This window comes from Thermonema lapsum (genome assembly GCF_011761635.1).
Lineage (GTDB): Bacteria > Bacteroidota > Bacteroidia > Cytophagales > Thermonemataceae > Thermonema > Thermonema lapsum.
On record NZ_JAASRN010000001.1, the window covers coordinates 574,054 to 591,775 of the forward strand.

General features: G+C 47.4%; 11 protein-coding genes. 6 read left to right on the forward strand and 5 right to left on the reverse strand.

Annotation, left to right across the window (positions count from 1 at the left end; all coding sequences use genetic code 11):
* Positions 1 to 49: 49 nt before the first annotated feature.
* Entirely contained in the window at positions 50 to 3,469 is a 3,420-nt protein-coding gene (gene porU / locus FHS56_RS02435) for a type IX secretion system sortase PorU (protein WP_166918289.1), read from the forward strand.
* Between the two features lie 63 nt (positions 3,470 to 3,532).
* A complete protein-coding gene (porV, locus tag FHS56_RS02440; protein ID WP_166918290.1) occupies positions 3,533 to 4,723 on the forward strand; it encodes a type IX secretion system outer membrane channel protein PorV in 1,191 nt (396 codons plus the stop codon).
* Between the two features lie 257 nt (positions 4,724 to 4,980).
* Here the strand turns inward: porV and FHS56_RS02445 are convergent, their stop codons facing one another.
* Positions 4,981 to 6,633, reverse strand: coding sequence for a S8 family peptidase (locus FHS56_RS02445; RefSeq protein WP_243844129.1), 1,653 nt, complete (start codon positions 6,631 to 6,633; stop codon positions 4,981 to 4,983).
* Positions 6,634 to 6,905: 272 nt separating this feature from the next.
* On the opposite strand from FHS56_RS02445, the gene FHS56_RS12025 reads away from it, so the two are divergent.
* The 4 genes from FHS56_RS12025 to trmB all read left to right on the forward strand — a co-directional run bounded on the left by FHS56_RS12025 (position 6,906) and on the right by trmB (position 11,976).
* Positions 6,906 to 8,747 carry a sensor histidine kinase gene (locus FHS56_RS12025; RefSeq protein WP_317165650.1) on the forward strand — a complete coding sequence of 614 codons (1,842 nt, stop codon included), beginning with the start codon at positions 6,906 to 6,908 and terminating at the stop codon, positions 8,745 to 8,747.
* A 128-nt stretch (positions 8,748 to 8,875) separates the two neighbouring features.
* On the forward strand, positions 8,876 to 10,132 hold the full coding sequence (locus tag FHS56_RS02455; protein WP_166918292.1) for a response regulator: 1,257 nt from the start codon (positions 8,876 to 8,878) through the stop codon (positions 10,130 to 10,132).
* A gap of 111 nt (positions 10,133 to 10,243) precedes the next feature.
* A complete protein-coding gene (locus FHS56_RS02460; RefSeq protein WP_166918293.1) occupies positions 10,244 to 11,206 on the forward strand; it encodes an L-threonylcarbamoyladenylate synthase in 963 nt (320 codons plus the stop codon).
* 98 nt (positions 11,207 to 11,304) lie between these two features.
* Positions 11,305 to 11,976, forward strand: a complete 672-nt coding sequence (gene trmB, locus FHS56_RS02465) for a tRNA (guanosine(46)-N7)-methyltransferase TrmB (RefSeq protein WP_166918294.1) — start codon at positions 11,305 to 11,307, stop codon at positions 11,974 to 11,976.
* A 49-nt stretch (positions 11,977 to 12,025) separates the two neighbouring features.
* Here trmB and FHS56_RS02470 read toward each other — a convergent pair whose 3' ends face one another.
* The 4 genes from FHS56_RS02470 to FHS56_RS02485 all read right to left on the reverse strand — a co-directional run bounded on the left by FHS56_RS02470 (position 12,026) and on the right by FHS56_RS02485 (position 17,517).
* On the reverse strand, positions 12,026 to 14,065 hold the full coding sequence (locus tag FHS56_RS02470; RefSeq protein ID WP_166918295.1) for a TonB-dependent receptor plug domain-containing protein: 2,040 nt from the start codon (positions 14,063 to 14,065) through the stop codon (positions 12,026 to 12,028).
* A gap of 95 nt (positions 14,066 to 14,160) precedes the next feature.
* Positions 14,161 to 15,786 (reverse strand): GAF domain-containing protein, encoded by a 1,626-nt coding sequence (locus FHS56_RS02475; RefSeq protein ID WP_166918296.1) that lies wholly within the window; start codon positions 15,784 to 15,786, stop codon positions 14,161 to 14,163.
* A 94-nt stretch (positions 15,787 to 15,880) separates the two neighbouring features.
* Positions 15,881 to 17,188 carry a cryptochrome/photolyase family protein gene (locus tag FHS56_RS02480; RefSeq protein WP_166918297.1) on the reverse strand — a complete coding sequence of 436 codons (1,308 nt, stop codon included), beginning with the start codon at positions 17,186 to 17,188 and terminating at the stop codon, positions 15,881 to 15,883.
* 110 nt (positions 17,189 to 17,298) lie between these two features.
* The gene (locus tag FHS56_RS02485) at positions 17,299 to 17,517 is read right to left on the reverse strand and encodes a hypothetical protein (RefSeq protein WP_166918298.1); all 219 of its coding nucleotides are present in this window, start codon (positions 17,515 to 17,517) and stop codon (positions 17,299 to 17,301) included.
* Positions 17,518 to 17,722 lie beyond the last annotated feature (205 nt).

Genomic DNA, 17,722 nt, shown 5'->3' on the forward strand with positions numbered 1-17,722 from the left:
CCTCATGCAAGCTTCCTTGTATTTACCCACAAAACACAGAACGGTACTCATGACAAGCCAACCTATTTTTTCCCTCCTTGCAATACTTATGTTGTTTTTGAGCATGCCCCACAGCCGGGCGCAGTTTGCTTCCACTTCGGTGCTTGCCCAAGGCGAGTGGTTCAAAATAGGCATTGCAGGGCGCGGTATTTACAAGCTCTCCTACCGACAACTCAAAGAAGCAGGCTTACCCATAGACCAACTCGACCCGCGCAGCTTGCGCCTGTATGCCCACAGCAGCGGCATGCTCCCGCAAGCCAACAGCGCCCCCCGTCCCGATGACCTGCAGGAAATAGCCATTCGTGTGGTAGGCGAGGCAGACGGGCGCTTCGATGTCGACGATTACATTTTGTTTTACGGCGATGGTCCTTCGCGTATCTATTACGACCCGGAAACCACCCTGTTGCGTTATGAGCAACACCTCTACGACAAGCTCAATTTTTACTTCCTAACTCACTCACAAGGCAATGGTAAACGCATTACCGAAACTGCCGAACCAAGTACAGGCGCACAAACCCTTACTAGTTATGATTATTTTTTGCACTATGAAAAAGATGAACAAAACATACTGAGAAATGAATTTGGAGCGGGCTCCGGCAGGGAGTGGTATGGCGAAATGTTCTATATTACACGGGAATACTCGTGGAATTTTGAGCTACCCGGCTTAAACAGTGACCTGCAACTGCGCGTAGCCGCCGCCGGCACAGCTACCACCAATACCTCACTCGAAGTGCGTGCCAATGGGCAAAGTGTGGCAAGCCTTGCCCTGCCCCCCATCTCGGGCAGCAAGTATGATTTCAAAGCCAAGGAAAATATCAGCGACTTTACCATTCCTGCTTCTCTGCTCAACAACAAGCTGACGCTTACCTTGTCTTATCCCAACTATGGATTCAAAGCTTACTTAAACTACATAGAGTTGCGAGCCCAAAGAGCAAGTCGTCTGTATGCCGACAACGACACGCTCTTTCTGTTCAACCGGCAAAGCACATCCAGTGGCAATTACCGCTTTGCAATAGAAGGAGCAAAAAGTAATGCCGAAGTGTGGGACGTCAGCAATGCCTTTGAAGTGAAAAAGATGGCAGCAAGCTACCAAGACGGGCAATTGTCGTTCGTTTTTGCAGGGGGCACCCCACGCTTTTTCTACGTCTGGCAAGGCAGCCCATTCCGCAGCGCGACAAGCATCCAAAGCATCGCTAACCAAAACCTGCATGCCCTCCCCACCCCCGAGTTGCTCATTGTGAGCCATGAGAACTTTCTGCCCGCAGCCGAAAAGTTAGCAGAGCACCACCGCCAACACGACAACATGCATGTGGCAGTCGTCCCTGTACAAGCAGTGTATAACGAGTTTTCGGGAGGCAAACAAGACCCCACTGCTCTACGTGATTTCGTGCGTATGCTGTATGAACGTAGCCCCAACACCTTGCGCTACCTCCTACTGATGGGGGATGCTTCATATGACTACCGCCACCTGCTCAAAAACACCAACATGCAAAGCATGGTACCTACCTATGAGTCGCGGCAGTCGCTGCATCCTGTTTATAGTTTTTCTTCGGACGACTATTTCGGCTTCCTCGAAAGCCACGAAGGCGAATGGAAGGAAGACTTTTTGTTCAATCTCGGCAATGAGCACACACTGGAAATAGGGATTGGGCGCATTCCGTGCTATACGCTTGCCGAAGCCGAAGCAGCAGTAGAAAAGATAATAGCTTATGCCACCCAAAGCCGTTTTTTGGGCGACTGGCGACAGCAGTTTGTATTGGTAGGCGACGACGGCGACAACAACCAGCACCAACGCGATGCCGACCAACTAGCAAGTTATATCGAAAGCAATCACCCGGCTTATCTTGCCCGCCGCCTGTTGCTCGATGCCTTCGAGCAGCAAAGCACCCCTTCGGGCGAAGTATCGCCCCAAGCCCGGCAGGAGTTACATAGCCTGCTGCAGCGCGGCTGCCTGCTACTCAATTACAGTGGACACGGCAGCGAATTTGGATGGACACAAGAAGGCGTGCTTACTTACAACGACATACGCGACCGATGGAATTGGCAAGACCACTACCCCTTTTTGGTTACTGCCACCTGTGAATTTGGGCGCTACGACAACCCCTCGCTCAAATCGGCTGCCGAAGAAGCTATGCTGCGCACGCAAGGCGGTGCTATCGGCTTGTTGACCACCACCCGCCCCGTGTATGCAAGCACCAATTTCCTGCTTAATCAGCAGTTATACCAAACACTCTTTGCAGACATAGACGGCGAGATGCCCCGCTTGGGCGATTTGGTACGAATCACAAAGAACAACAGCCTTGCGGGCGTGGTGAATCGCAACTTCTGCCTGCTGGGCGACCCTGCGCTGCGCCTTGCTTATCCAAGCTATCAAATCAACATTACACGTATCAATGGCATAGACTACGCCACCGCCCTGCAGAACGAGGTACTCTCTGCTCTTGAAGAAGTGCACATAGAAGGAAACATCACCGACAAGAACGGACAGCCTCTTGCCTTCGACGGTGAGTTGAGCGTACGCTTCTTTGACAAGCCTGTTCGAAAGGAAACGCGAGGCTCGCAGGGCAACCCCAAAATGAGTTATTATGCCTATGAAAATTTGATTTTCCAGGGGAAAGCAAGTGTAGTAAACGGCACCTTCGGTTTTCGCTTTGTTGTGCCCAAAGGCATTGCCTATTACGAAGGAAACGGTAAGCTGAGTTTATATGCTGCCGATACTGCGCGAAACATAGACGCCGGCGGTGGCACTGGTGATATCCGCATAGGCGGTACGGCTGCCACCTACCCCGAAGACAATACCCCGCCCCAAATTGCGCTCTATCTGAACGATAGCACCTTTCGCAGCGGCGATATGGTGCCTGCACTTTCGGTAGTAGTGGCTCGATTCTATGACAAACACGGCATCAACTTGACGGGCAGTGCCCAAGGGCAAGGCATCGTGCTCATCCTCGATGATTCGCTTACTTTCACTGTCAGTGATTACTATGTTGCCGACCGCGACAATTACACACGCGGCACACTTCGCTACCCCTTGCCCGAGCTACCTCCGGGCGAGCATACTCTACGCCTCTTGGCTTGGGATACTTACATGAATCCTGCCGAAGCCAACACCCGCTTCGTGGTAGGCGACAAACAAAGTATACACATTCATGCGGTAGAAACCTACCCCAATCCCTTCAGCGAGTCAGTCAGCTGGGTAGTAGCTCATGATGCTGCCGGTGAGCCGCTGTATGCTCAAATAGAGCTTGTCAACAGTATGGGACAAAAAGTAGCTACCCTCGCTGATTATCACCCCAGAGCCCCCCAACGCTGGCGATTAGGTCCCGTGAATTTATCAAATCTGCAAAATGGTTTGTATATTTACCGACTTAGCTTATATACCCCCAAAGGACAAAGCAGCTATTCAGCTAAAATCATAAAAAATGAGTAAACGACGTTTATTTGCTTATGCAACACAGTTTACACACAGGTGAAACAAAACAGGAAGAACCAGATGAAAAAACTATGGATTAGCTTTTTAATGACAGCAGGGAGCCTCTACATCAGCTATGGTCAAGGAAGCCCGGCACCCGTCATTACAGGGCAAGACACCACCAAACGCCCCATCACTACTGCCGTTCCTTTTGTGAACATAGCCCCCGACGCCCGCTCGTCGGGCATGGGCGATGCCGGTGTAGCACTGCTCGATGCCGACGCCAACGCTGCTTATTGGAACCCTGCGCGCATTGCTTTTGCAGAGAAAAAGGCGGAGGTGTCGCTCTCTTATTCGCCTTGGCTGCGCAAGCTGGTCAACGATATGTCGCTCACTTTCTTGTCGGGATACTACAAATGGGACGAACGCCAAGCGGTTGACTTGTCGCTCACTTATTTCGACTTAGGCGATATACAATTCACCGACCAAAACAACCAGTCTTTGGGAGACTACCGTCCACGCGAATTTGCCATACGGGCACACTATTCTGTGCTTTTGTCGGAGTATTTTTCCATGGCAGTGGGTGGTTTCTTCATTCATTCGAACATAGCCGGTAATGTAAGTACTTCCCAAACAGCACAAGCCAAGCCCGGCAACAGCGCCGGCGCCGATGTGGCGGCTTTTTACCGCCGTCAAGGGCTGAATATAGCCAACCAAGAAGTAGATGTGGCTTTTGGTGTCAACATCAGCAACATAGGGGCTAAGATGTCTTATTCGGATAACAACGTAAAGGACTTCATCCCTACCAACTTACGCTTAGGTACTGCTGTGGCTTTGCACTTAGACCCCTACAACAAAATGACTTTCCTAATAGATGCCAACAAATTGCTGGTGCCTACCCCACCCCTGGTAGATAGACAAGGCAACATAGTAAAAGGAGAAGACCCCAGAAACCTGACGCTCCTGCAAGGCATCTTCCGTTCTTTTAGCGATGCTCCCAACGGCTTCCAAGAAGAAATGCAAGAATTTGTAGGCAACTTCGGTGTGGAGTATAGCTATCAAGATTTGTTTTTTGCCCGCGCTGGCTACGCCACTGAACACAAAAACAAAGGCGACCGAAAATATTTTTCTGTAGGCTTGGGGGCACGCTATCAGGTGTTTGGCATCGATGTTGCCTATCTGATTCCCACTCAGCGGAACCACCCCTTGGCGGAAACACTGCGTTTCACCCTACGCGTGGCGTTTGACAAGCAAAAAGGAAGTGGAGAGTAAAAAAAAAACAAGATAACGAAAAAGGGTTGCCACAGCAGCCCTTTTTTATTTGGTAGCGAAATGCGGCTCAATTCAATGCGACCTGTCATCTCGAACGAAGCGTAAGCGCAGTGAGAGACCTCAATCAAAGCAATACAAATAGCAGTTCTTACGAAGAGAGAAAAATAGCCATACGAAACGAAGCAAAAACAAGAAAACCGGGCTGCTTAGCCCGGCTCTCTTGTCCTTCAAAGAACAAAGCCTGCCTTACACTTTTGTTATTTCTTCTTCTTACTTTTCTTTTTACTCTTACCCCGACTCATTTCTTCTGCCAGCTGTATTGCCTTATAGGCATTTACAATACCATCTGATATACAAAGTTTATCGAAAGGAATCATTTCATCGAGGCTTCCGGGTTTGTTCACCTCTACCCCTTCATACTTCACCACCGACTGCATGATGATGTCTTTCACCTGTTGGGCTGTCAGCTCCGGATAGTACGACATGATGAGCGCAGCGACTCCTGCCGCTGCCGGCGATGCCATACTGGTTCCCTGCAGGCTCTTGTATTCGTTATTGGGCACGGTCGAATAGATGGCTACACCCGGGGCAAACACATCTACAGTTTTGTTGCCATAGTTAGAGAAAGAAGCTACAAACTGTTTGGTGTCATTGGACCACGAAGAAGCCCCTACTTCCAACCATGCTTGGGCCTGCTGTTTTTCGTTGCGCTCATTGCCGAAAAATTTGCTGGGAAAATTGGGTTCTACGTCTGTATTTTTCCCGTCGTTACCAGCGGCATGTACCAATAAAACACCTTTAGATTCGGCATAACGAATGGCTTCATCGACCCACTCTTTGTGAGGCGAGTAGGCTTTACCAAAGCTCATATTGATAATATGAGCGCCGTTGTCCACAGCATAACGGATGCCAAGGGCTACGTCTTTGTCGCGCTCATCGCCGTCGGGTACTACCCGCACAGGCATAATCAGCACATTGTCAGCCACGCCATCCATGCCAATACCGTTTCCACGCACTGCGGCTATGATGCCCGCCACATGCGTGCCGTGGGTGGCATCAGGACCTTTCACATCGTTGTTGCCGTAATAGCGGTCGTTGATGTCTTCGGGGTTATCGCCTACGATGGCGCGGGGGTCGAAATCAGCATTATACCCATACTTTACGCGGCTTTCGAAATAGTCTTTATACTCTTCCAAATCCTCTTCTGAAAGCCCACGAATCTGGGTTATATACAAATACACTCCCTTTTCTTCGGAGAGCTCTCCTTCTTCAAGCTGATTGAGCACCTCAGGGGTCAACTCTGCTACTTTCAGACGCTTCTTCAGTCTTTTACAAGCTTCGCTAAAAGGCTCATAAATACTCATAAAACGGCGATATCCCTCCTCTGCCTCTGCATAGGCTTCCTTATAGGCTTGCTTTATTTTTAAATAATCGTCGTAATCTTTTTTGTCTTTCCCCTTTAATGTGGCGGGGTCAATATCTTTAAAACGCTTGCTATAAGCAGCATACAGGCGGGTAAGCTCATAAGTATCTTGGTGCACGTTTTCACCGTTTTTGCCACCAATGAAATTCCAGCCGTGCACATCGTCTATATAACCATTTTTATCGTCGTCGATGCCATTACCGGGGATTTCATCTTCGTTGGTCCATATGTGCCCTTGCAAGTCTTCATGCTCTATGTCCACACCCGAGTCGATAACCGCAACAATGACCGTACGTCCTTTCTTTCCTTTTAACAGCTCGGCATAAGCGCGCTCTACACTCATCCCCTTCACATTGTCTTGAGCATTATCTAAGTTAAACCAGTTTCTGGGAGGCTCATCTTGCTTTATCTGAACCGCTGCTTTCATAGGCGGATACGCCGATTGTGCTTGGGCAGAGGCTGCCAGCAACAAACTTAGCCCAAGCATGCTTACACTTCTTTTAACCATTGGCATTTTTTCTTTATTTTTTTACACCTGTCAAAGATAAAGATTTATTAACACAAAGAAAGCAGCTCGGTGATAAAACTTTTATAGCAGCGCTTCTACAACATTTCTTTGGTCGAGCAAAAAGAAGCTTTGGTAAGTAAATTTTTCACATTTATAGAACTGCTCTTTTTTTGAAAAAAAAGTAGCATATATTTATGCTCGCATAAAGCTACAACTTTTATTTCAATATTTTTTTCTAAAAACGCATTTATATGAAACAATACAGCAAACTACGACAAACCTATAAAATAGCCCTTTGGGTGGTTGCCGGTCTGGTTGTACTGGCAGAAGTCATCGTGCAAATTACTGTGAACGATTTGGAGAACACCCTCATTTCACAGGGCATAAAACCCGACCAGCAGCTTTATCCCCTGCGGTTCTCCACCTATGGGGTAGGCGCCATGATTTTGGCAGTATTGCCCTTTTTGGCATATGCCTTTTTCCGTCCGGTAGTAAGTACGTTGGAAAGTCAGGTAGAAGAGATTGAAACTCAAAATAGGCGCTTGAAAGAAACCGAAGAACAGATACGCACCGCCCTTCAAAAACAACTCGAAACTACTGAGCAATTGCTGTTGGCACGCCAAGAAATGGAAGAAAAGAACCGCAAGCTGCAGGAGTCGGAACAGCAGCTGCTGCAACTGATGAGCGAGCAGCTGGCAGTCAGCGAGGAGCTGTATCATACTCAGCGCCAATTAAAAGAAGCTTTTGGAATTGCCAACTTAGGAGCATGGAGCTTTGAAGCAAAGGGCGAGGAGGCATACTTTACGCTTACCGATGAGTACTACCGTCTGGTGGGTACAAGTGCAGAAGTAGAAGGCGGTTACCGCCTCACCTTCATGCAGTGGATGCAGCGCTTTGTGCTCCCCGAAGACCATCCTCATGTGCTTGAAAAACTTTCTATAGCACTCACTTCCGATGAATATGAAGACACCGTAGAGTTTCGCATCCGCCGTGCCGACACAGGCGAAGTGCGCTACACCCGAACTACTGCTCACGCCAAACGCAACCAGCAAATAGGGGTCATCAAAGGGTGGGGCGTCATCCAAGACATCACAAATGACTATCTCTACACCCAACGCCTTAAAGAAAGCGAAGAACAGATGCGAGAACTGCTGGCAGAAACGCTCGAAAAAAGTGAGCAGCTAATGCTCACCAAAGAAGAGCTGGAACGTGCCTTAAAAGCCGAACAGGAAAGCAAACAAAAACTCGAACAATTAGTAAAACAGCTGCAAGAAACCCAAACCAAGCTGATTCAATCCGAAAAGATGGCTTCGCTGGGGGTACTCACCGCCGGCATTGCGCATGAAATTAACAACCCTATCAATTTTGTTTACAACGGCATCGATACCCTACGCATGCTACTGCAAGACCTGTTCGAAGTGGTAAATGCCTACGAAGCTTTGCACCCTGTAAAAGAGCACTACGAGCAATTGCTCGCTCAGCTTCAAAAGGTGGAGCGTCTAAGAGAAGAAATAGAGTTCGAAGAACTAAAAGAAGATATTCAAGCATTGGTGAGCGACATAGCCAAAGGCGCCACCCGTACTATGGAAATAGTGAAAGGATTGCGCACCTTCTCTCGCCTCGATGAAGAAGAGCGCAAAATGGCTAATATACACGAAGGCATCGACGCCACACTCATTTTGCTGCAAAACAAATACAAGAACCGTATCGAAATCAAGAAATATTATGACCCTAACTTAAAGCCTTTTGCTCATTACCCCGGGCAGCTGAACCAAGTGTTCATGAATCTGCTGAGCAATGCCATACAAGCCATCCCGGAAGACCGAACCGATGGTAAAATAGAAATATTCACCGAAGATTTGCAGGAAAACGTGGTTATCCGCGTGAAAGACAACGGTACGGGCATCCCCGAAGACAAACTGCCGCGAATCTTTGAGCCTTTTTTCACTACTAAACCCGTAGGTGTGGGCACCGGCTTGGGCTTGGCTATTGTGCATTCTATCATAGACAAACATGGCGGACAAATAGAAGTACACAGCGAAGTGGGCAAAGGAACCGAGTTTGTTATTACGCTACCCAAACAAGAATTGTAACAAGCAAACGAGCACAACCGCATGAAAACACTCATTCAACATGAATAAGTCGAGAAGGCACACCTCCAGCTCACCTTTCACAACATCCTTTTCTGCAAGCTTTTTGAATGAAGAAAAAAGTATAACCTATGCAAGAAGAAAACAACAAACACAAAGACATTCACATTTTGTATGTGGATGATGAAGAGAGTAACCTGCGCATATTCAAAACAGCCTTCAAACGCAAATATACGATACATACCGCCACTTCAGCGCAAGAGGCTATCGATATCCTCAAAGAATACCCCATCCACATACTCATTACTGATTACAAAATGCCGCAGATGTCTGGGGTGGAACTGCTCGAATACACCGTAGAGCGCTACCCCAACCTGATTCGTATGATACTCACCGGCTTTGCCGACATAGAAGCCATCGTGCGGGCAGTCAATAAAAGTGGTATTTATCAATACATCACCAAGCCTTGGGACCGCGGCGAACTGGAAATGATTATTGAAAAAGCCATTGAAACGCTCAGTCTCAAAGAAGAGCGCGAACGACTCATCGAAGAGCTGCGCCAGTTGAATGCCTCGCTTGAAGAAAAAGTGCGTGAACGCACTGCCGAAGTAGAAAACCTACTCGAAAAAGTACAAAGCAGTATCCGTTATGCGCAACGGATACAAAAAGCCATGCTTCCCTCAACAGAAGAGCTTCGGGAAATCATTGGTGAACATGTTCTTTTTTACCGTCCTCGTGACATCGTATCGGGCGACTTCTACTGGGTAGCGCACAAAACCGAAAAGGGAGAGGATAAAATCATTTTGGTTGTAGGCGACTGCACAGGACACGGCGTACCCGGTGCTATGATGAGCATGGTGTGCATCAACCTGATTGCTCAAGCTGTCCATGACCGTGAAATTCACTCGCCTGCCGCAATACTCTCGTTTGTAAACCAAGGCATCATAGAAAGACTGCGACAGGAAGAAAATGTATCTCGTGACGGAATGGATGGCGTAGTACTGTGTATTGACCGCAAAGCGAAAAAAGTAAAATTGGCAGGCGGCAACTTGGGAGCGCTTATCATCCGCCAAGAAGAAGTTGAAATACTCAGAGGCGACCAGCAGACTATAGGAGGGTACGAGCAAGAAGACACCCTTTTTAAGGAAATTATCTTGCCCTATGAACCCATGCATATTTACCTTTATACCGATGGCTTTCAAGACCAATTTGGAGGCGAAAGAGGAAAGCGTTTTTATAGCAGAAACCTCGTATCGCTTATTCAGGAAATCCATAACCTGCCCTTCGACACCCAAAAAGCTCGCTTAACCGACACCTTCGAGCAATGGAAAGGGGCTTACCAACAGACAGACGACGTGACTGTGCTCGGCTTTCGATTTGAGCCATAAAACGCAAGGCTACAACAGAATGACAGCCCCGCAAAAACGCCTTTTGCACAAAGCACCCTCTTTTTCATATGGAATCCCCTATCTTTGTATTCGCTAAGAAAAAAACAAGCGATGGCAAAGATAGGAAGCGACATAGAACAAGCACGCAATTACTTGGCATCGGGCAGGGTGGTAGCCATTCCTACCGAAACCGTTTATGGATTGGCTGCCAATGCCCTGAATGCCGAAGCAGTAGCACAGATATTCGCCATAAAGCAGCGCCCTCATTTCGACCCGCTCATTATACACACCGACCGAATGGAAAAGGCATTCCAGTGGGTTGAACATATCCCGGAAACGCTAAAAAAGCTGGCAGAGGCTTTTTGGCCCGGTCCGTTGACGCTTGTCCTCCCCAAAAAAGCCCTTATCCCAGATATCGTTACTGCCGGTTTGCCTACTGTGGGCGTACGGGTGCCAGACCACCCGCTCACGCGCCAACTCTTAGCATCGCTCGATTTTCCTTTGGCAGCTCCCAGTGCCAACCCTTTCGGTTATGTAAGCCCTACCACTGCCCAGCATGTAAATGCCCAACTGGGCGAGCAAATCCCCTACATCCTGGATGGGGGCAGCTGTCGTGTAGGCATTGAGTCTACTATTGTAGGCTGGCACCATGAGGCTCAGCAGCCCATCATCTTACGCTTGGGGGGCATTTCTCTTGAAGACATCGAAGCGGTCGCCGGCAAGGTGATGCTGCAAACCCACTCTTCTTCCAATCCCAAAGCACCGGGCATGTTGTCGGCACACTACGCCCCACGAAAGAAAGTGTTTCTCTCACTTACAGAAGCCTTGCAACACCATTCCCCTCAAGATTTGGGTGCCATCGTTTTCCGGGAGCCAATACCGCAAATCCCCATGAAGCACCAACTCATTCTATCGTCTAAGGGTAGCTACCTCGAAGCAGCTCATAGGTTGTTCGCTGCCCTACGCGACATAGAGCAACTACCAGTGCAGGCAGTGGTCACTCCTCTTCTGCCCGAAGAACAATTAGGACGAGCTATCAATGACCGTCTGCGCCGGGCAGCAGCTTCGGCGTAGTTGTGCCCATGCTGATGATGCTGAGGATATGACTGCTGCATTTCTTAATGGTCTAACAAAAAATATATCTATTTTTGCAGGCAAAAAACAGCATTGCAGTGGGAAAAAATAAATTAGCTCGTTTCAAAGAAAACGAAGAAAATCCTTTGGTAATACAAGCCGGAAAACCTTTTTTTGAGTCTTGTAAAGGCAAATGGCGCAGCGATTTTTTTAAAAATGACAACCCTATATGCCTTGAGCTTGCCTGTGGACGAGGCGAATACTCGGTGGGCTTGGGGCGCTTGTTTCCCGACCGTAACTATATAGGCATCGACATCAAGGGGGCGCGCCTCTGGAAGGGTGCTTCTATTGCCCTACACGAAGGCTTGAAGAATGTAGCTTTCTTACGCACTTTCATTCATGACTTGGATAAGTTTTTTGCACCGGATGAAGTAGATGAAATATGGCTCATACACCCAGACCCGCGCCCGCGCAAGCGTGATATACGGCGTCGGCTCACCAATCCCCGCTTCTTGGATATTTATCGCCGGATTATGAAAGCAGACGGGTGGGTAAAGTTAAAAACAGATAGCGCCCTGCTGTACGAATATACCCTTGAAGTGCTAAGCCAGTATCCTATTCGTGACCTTGAACATACCGACGACCTGTATAACAGCCCTCTCTATGCAGAGCATTACGGCATATGCACCCGCTACGAAGAAGAGTTTACTGCACAAGGACACAAAATTCATTACCTCAAATTTCGATTTAAACAGCAAACGACACAGTAAATAAAACAGAAAAGACGGGAGTTTGCCCGTCTTTTTTATTGCTACTTCCCTACTTCCTTGTAAAAGCATAGCGTAGCTTCACGACCCACTCACGCGAAGGCGCAGGTGTGGGTGCCATACCGCCCGCATCATATGGCACTAAAAAAGCATAGTTGGAACCCAAGAGGTCGTATACGCCTGCCCCCAACTCCAAGCCTTTGAGTATCTCTTTGACACGCACATATACATTGGTCAACAAGACAGGCTCGAAGCGGCGCATGCGGTATTCAATACCATCGTAATAATCGAAAGCATAGCGCTCACCCAAATACAGGTTATTTATATGCAGATTTATTTTTCGGCTGAGGGCATAGTCTAAAGTCAAGCCGATACGATGGCGAGCAAATGCCTGCATGGCTGCCGGTACATCTGTAGTAGGATTAGCAAAATACTCCGGCAACACATTGTAGAGCTTGTCATTTTCTTTACCATCGGTAGTATAAAACGAATAATTCAACGAAGCTTTCAAATGGGACTGTACCCATCTGAGTTCTGTTTCAAAACCGCGTGTTCCCAGTTTGTTACCGTTTTCATAACCATAGAGCCCTCCGGTATAGTACAGCGGTTTGTCAATGGTGATGTCGTAGAGGTTCAAAGTCCAGAACAAAGAACGCATTAGCTGATAACCCAACTCCAATTCTAAGACGGTGGCATATTCGGGCTGCACTGTGGGGTTGGTAGAACAGATATTAGGTGCTCGAAATGCTCGCGAAGCCAAGAGCTTAGAATGGAATTTAGCATCCACGAAAGTAAGCCCTACCCTAGGCACGAAAGCATTGCCGTAGCCTGTGTGGTAATCGTCACGCGCCCCCAAAGTGAAGGTCCATTGGTTACGTTGCCAGATGGCTTGTACATAAGCAGTGTAGTTATAATAAGTTACTTTGGGCAAGCGAGAGGTATCGTCGGGACTGGGTATTTGGGTAGAAAGCGAGGGGTCGGGTCCATAATACAGTACTTTGGCGTAATCTTGGTAAACTTGCCCGCCAAAAGTAATGTCCCAACCGTTTCTTTCCTTACCGATTTGGAAATTGCTTTCCAAGCCCAACAGCGTACGGCGAGCGGTGCGGTTGCTCCATTCAAACACATTCGGGTCGTTAGATACCCAAGGGTGCTGCCAAAGATACTGGAACAACGGACGCAATTCCCACCTTTCAGAGAGTTGCCAGCGATATTTTGCCTGCAAGTGGTGATAGTCGGTCAGATGGTCGGTATCCTCGCTCAGAGCCCTACCATAACCGTTGCGGTGGCGCAAATGATAGCTGTCGTTTAGGTAATTCAGTTGAAAATTACCTTTTTTTACGCCAACGAAAACATTCCTTGTCCGAATAGCCGAATTGTCTTCCATTTCGAAGGTGTTGCCATACACATCGCGGTAAGTTTTGTCGCTGCGCACCCCCTGCAGGTAGGACGCTGAAAGAGACACCTCCCAATCTTTTCCCAAGGGCTGCCCCCAAGAAAGGGTAAGGCGACTGCGCCCGGGCACTTCCTGCATTTGCCCGTGCATAAGGGTAGCTTCTGCCCCGTTCAGCTCTTCATCTACTGTTACTATATTGATAACGGCAAGCTCAGAAGTACCTCCATAAATAGCCGAGCCGGGTCCACGTATGATTTCAATGCGCTTGATTTGGTCCGGATTGAAACGATGCCCAAATAGCACATTACCAAACAACAAATCGTTCATGGGGGTACCATTTAAAAAGACCGAGGCTTTGCCTTCAAAGGCATAGATGCCACGCACCCCCAAACCGACACTCCCCTGCACGTCGCCGCCAAACTCAAATCCGGGTACCAAACGAAGCACATCTATCAAATCACGGGCACCACTGTTGCGAATCTCCTCCTGAGTAATGACGCTCACTATCCCGGGGGTTTCACGTATGCTCAACTCCTTTTTGGTAGCCACACTCACCGGTATGTCCATAAGTTCTTCTATAGAAAGCTGAAACAACTCATCGCCCAAACGCTTGAGCTGTTTGTCTTGCTGGGCTTGTGCACTCAGGCTCAAGGCTACACTCCATACTACGACCAACCAATATTTCCCTCTAACCATACTGCTTGCTTAAAATGATAGCGTTATACTTGCTCAATCTTTTTGAAAGATAAGGAAGTGTAATAAAATACACAAAAAAAATCAAAAAAATTACATCAAAATTGGTGATAATCTCCCGGTTTCAGGTCGTAGCGGTCAAAATAGCCTTTGTCGTCTAAAAAGTGGGCTATCTTTTGCACAATTTCATCTAATCGGTTGCTTGCCTCGCGCAGTAAGGGCAACCAAATAGCCAACTGCTCTGGTTTTTGATTTTCTTCTTGCTCTAAAATGTGAACTATACCCAATATATTACACAACGGACCACGCAATAAGTGGGCGTTCACAAAAGCATACTCAGCCAATTGTTTGTTTTGAATTTCCAAGCGCCGGGTGCGCTCCTGCACCAATGCCTCCAAGCGCCGGTTCATTTCCAATATCTCTTCCTGTTGGCGTTTGAGCAACTCATTTTGCTCCTCTATCTCTTCCTTTTGTCTCTTGATTTCTTCCTGAAACACCCTCCGTTCGGCTGCATGACTTACCATGTCTAAAACATCGACCACCGAACGAGCAAACAATACATCTTCGGGCTTCCAACCGCGCCGCTGCCCCTGATTTTCGAAACAAAGTAAGCCGTACAGACGGTCTTTGCGCACCACAGGCAACCACATAAACGACAGGATGTGATGCCGTTTGAGGTAGTCCAAAAATGCCACATCGCCTTCTGGAATGGCAGCACTTTCTACATCCTCTACACACCAATGTTGCTCAATCAACAATTGAGGTATCCGCTCGCTCAAAGCATGCAAAACAACTTGCTCTTTTTCAAAAGATACCTTTCCGCTACTTTCTTCATAAGCAGCTATCAAGTGAAGGATGTTTGTTTCTTCATGCCATTTCCAAAGAGAAATGCGGGTTACACTCAGCGCTTCGGCAGATGTAGGCAGTAAGTACTCCATGCCTTCTTGCCACATCCCCTCCCGCACGTATTTGTAATGTGCCATCGCCCACAGTACCTGACTATAGAACCGAATACGGTTGCTACGTCTCAGGGTATCTTCATATTGCCGCTCAAGCAACTCCTTTTGATTTTCTATTTTCTTTTGCTGCAGTGAAAAAGTTTGCTTTGTTTGCAACAAGCGCATTCTGAGTGCCTCTACCTCCGAAGTAAGCGCAGCCACGCGCTGGAATGCATCTGCTTCTCGTTTTAAAAAATTTTCTTTGAGTCTGTCCACCCACACAATCATAAAATAAGATGCGAACACTAAAACAGGTAAATATTTTTTGGTCAAAAAAACAAGCGTCGCTACCCACACAGAGGTGAGTAAAAAATAAAGAATACGCTTTTTCCTTCTATCTTCGACAAAAGAAAACAGAAAATAAGAAAAAAAGCAGGCAACTAAGGCGTAAACTGCACTTATAACCTCTTCATAATGAGTAAAAAAAATACTTCCATTGAGTAGGTCTACCGACTGGGCATAGAGCAGCAATACAATAAACACAGATGAGAGCTTCACCCAATCGTAGCGAAGCAACATGAACACCAGTACCCATCCCAACCCAATAGTTAAAAAAAGAAAAGGGGAAGGTATTTGCTTCAAATACCAATAACTTACCCCTCGCTCTATCGATACCAACAAGCCAAGAGTAGCTACATACCACTGCAAGGAAAGTAGGTCTAGTTGCTCTTGCTGCAAACCTACCCGCCGGAAAAAGGTAGAAATAGACTCTTCTTGCTGTTGCATAGTGTTTATATTCGCTTTCAGATGTTCTGTTGCAATAAGTTACTTTCCTTGAAATATAAACATAAAAATAGCTATCGGCAAATACCACTTCTTGTTAACCAATGTAGCGCTTATAGTAGTCTATGGCGCGCTTGCGTGCAGCGGCATGCTCTATAATCGGCTTGGGATAGTCTTTGCTTCGCCATTCGGGCACCCAGCGGTTCACAAATTCATACTGCGGGTCAAACTTCTTTTGCTGTGTCCATGGGTTAAAAATCCGAAAATAGGGTGCAGCATCACAGCCGGTGCCCGCTGCCCACTGCCACCCACCATTGTTAGACGACAGCTCATAATCCAGCAGTTTAGAAGCGAAGTAGGCTTCTCCCCAACGCCAGTCAATCAGCAGGTGTTTGCAAAGAAAAGAAGCCGTAAGCATACGCAAGCGGTTGTGCATATACCCCGTCTCATTGAGTTGCCGCATGCCTGCATCTACCAACGGGTAGCCTGTGTTGCCTTCGCACCAACGCCGGAACGCTGCCTCATCGTGGCTCCAGGGGATATTGTCGTAGTTTTTTTTGAATGCATGCGTTACTACCTCTGGATAATGCCATAAAATCATCATAAAGAACTCGCGCCAAATCAACTCATTCAAATAAGTGGCATTCCATTCTTTGGCTTTATGTGCCAGTTCCCGTATGCTGACCGTACCGAAGCGCAAATGCACACCCAATCGACTTGTGCCTTCATCAAGTGCCGGCAAATCACGCGTTTGATGGTAATTGCGTATAATATCTTCACGAATTTCGCAAGGGGGAAAAACAAAGGGCTTTGCCCGAAACCCCATGGCTTCCAAAGAAGGGAAAGGCAGCTCCTCGCTCAGTTTCAAAAAAGAAGAAAAGTATTTTTCTGTGGGGTAAGGCTTCAAATAAAAATCATTGAGCTGTGTCTTCCACTTATGCGCGTAGGGTGTAAAAACCACATAGGGGGTGCCGTCGCTTTTCACTACCTCCGACTTCTCGAATATCACTTGGTCTTTGAATCTGTAAAAAGGAGTATGGTGTGTTTTCAGTAATTCCGCTACTTGAGCATCGCGCTTGCGCGCATAGGGTTCATAGTCATCATTGGTATATACGGCTTCCACTTCATAGACATTTAATATATGCCGCCATGCTTGCCCGACATAATCATAAAGTACACATAAATCGCTCCCTAAGGCACGCAGTTGTCCTTTTAAGTGTCTGAGCTGCTCGTGAATGAATTGCACACGCAAGTCGAATGGTTTTTCCAGGGCATCCAAAATACTGCGGTCAAAAATAAAAACGGGTAATACCGCAGAGTGATTACGCAGTGCATGATACAAGGCTGCGTTGTCGTGCAGGCGCAAATCGCGGCGCAGCCAGCAAATGGCAATTGCTTGTTTCATCTTTGTTGCTTGATTTTAAAAGTAAAACAAAGGCGCCAGAAAAAAGTTGGCGGGAAGCCCCCCTTGAAAGAGACCTCCCGCCCTATTTGTGTTCATACAGGCGATTACAGCTATCCCTCTACAGTCTGTCCGTAAAGCGATTGCAGCACCTCATTGATATGTATCAAATCTTCATCGTCGAGGTGCATGTTCGCTTGAGGTTTGAAAAGAGCCGCAATGCTCCACCCATACTTCTTCTGAAAATAAGGGCTCAACTCGGTAGCTACCCGTTGCCAAGCCATCGGACTTAGGTGTTCGGAACACCACGAAACAAGTGATTGAATCTCCATTTTGTGCAATTTTTTATTGGTTACCTTTCGATATGAAGACAGCATGCCTTCCGGCATTTGCTTGTGGTAAGACGATTGTATTTCATTAAGTAGCAGATTCACTTCCTCCCCCTCGAGACAAGATGCAGTTTCATAAAAAACGTGTTAAAATGTAAAAAAACAAGCAAGGGAAAAACGCAAATACGACTCATGACACTACAAGCTT

Coding starts and splice junctions, on each gene's coding strand:
- porU (WP_166918289.1), top strand. CDS start 50: ATGACAAGCCAACCTATTTTTTCCCTCCTTGCAATACTTATGTTGTTT.
- porV (WP_166918290.1), top strand. CDS start 3,533: ATGAAAAAACTATGGATTAGCTTTTTAATGACAGCAGGGAGCCTCTAC.
- FHS56_RS02445 (WP_243844129.1), bottom strand. CDS start 6,633: ATGCTTGGGCTAAGTTTGTTGCTGGCAGCCTCTGCCCAAGCACAATCG.
- FHS56_RS12025 (WP_317165650.1), top strand. CDS start 6,906: ATGAAACAATACAGCAAACTACGACAAACCTATAAAATAGCCCTTTGG.
- FHS56_RS02455 (WP_166918292.1), top strand. CDS start 8,876: ATGCAAGAAGAAAACAACAAACACAAAGACATTCACATTTTGTATGTG.
- FHS56_RS02460 (WP_166918293.1), top strand. CDS start 10,244: ATGGCAAAGATAGGAAGCGACATAGAACAAGCACGCAATTACTTGGCA.
- FHS56_RS02470 (WP_166918295.1), bottom strand. CDS start 14,065: ATGGTTAGAGGGAAATATTGGTTGGTCGTAGTATGGAGTGTAGCCTTG.
- FHS56_RS02475 (WP_166918296.1), bottom strand. CDS start 15,786: ATGCAACAGCAAGAAGAGTCTATTTCTACCTTTTTCCGGCGGGTAGGT.
- FHS56_RS02480 (WP_166918297.1), bottom strand. CDS start 17,188: ATGAAACAAGCAATTGCCATTTGCTGGCTGCGCCGCGATTTGCGCCTG.
- FHS56_RS02485 (WP_166918298.1), bottom strand. CDS start 17,517: ATGGAGATTCAATCACTTGTTTCGTGGTGTTCCGAACACCTAAGTCCG.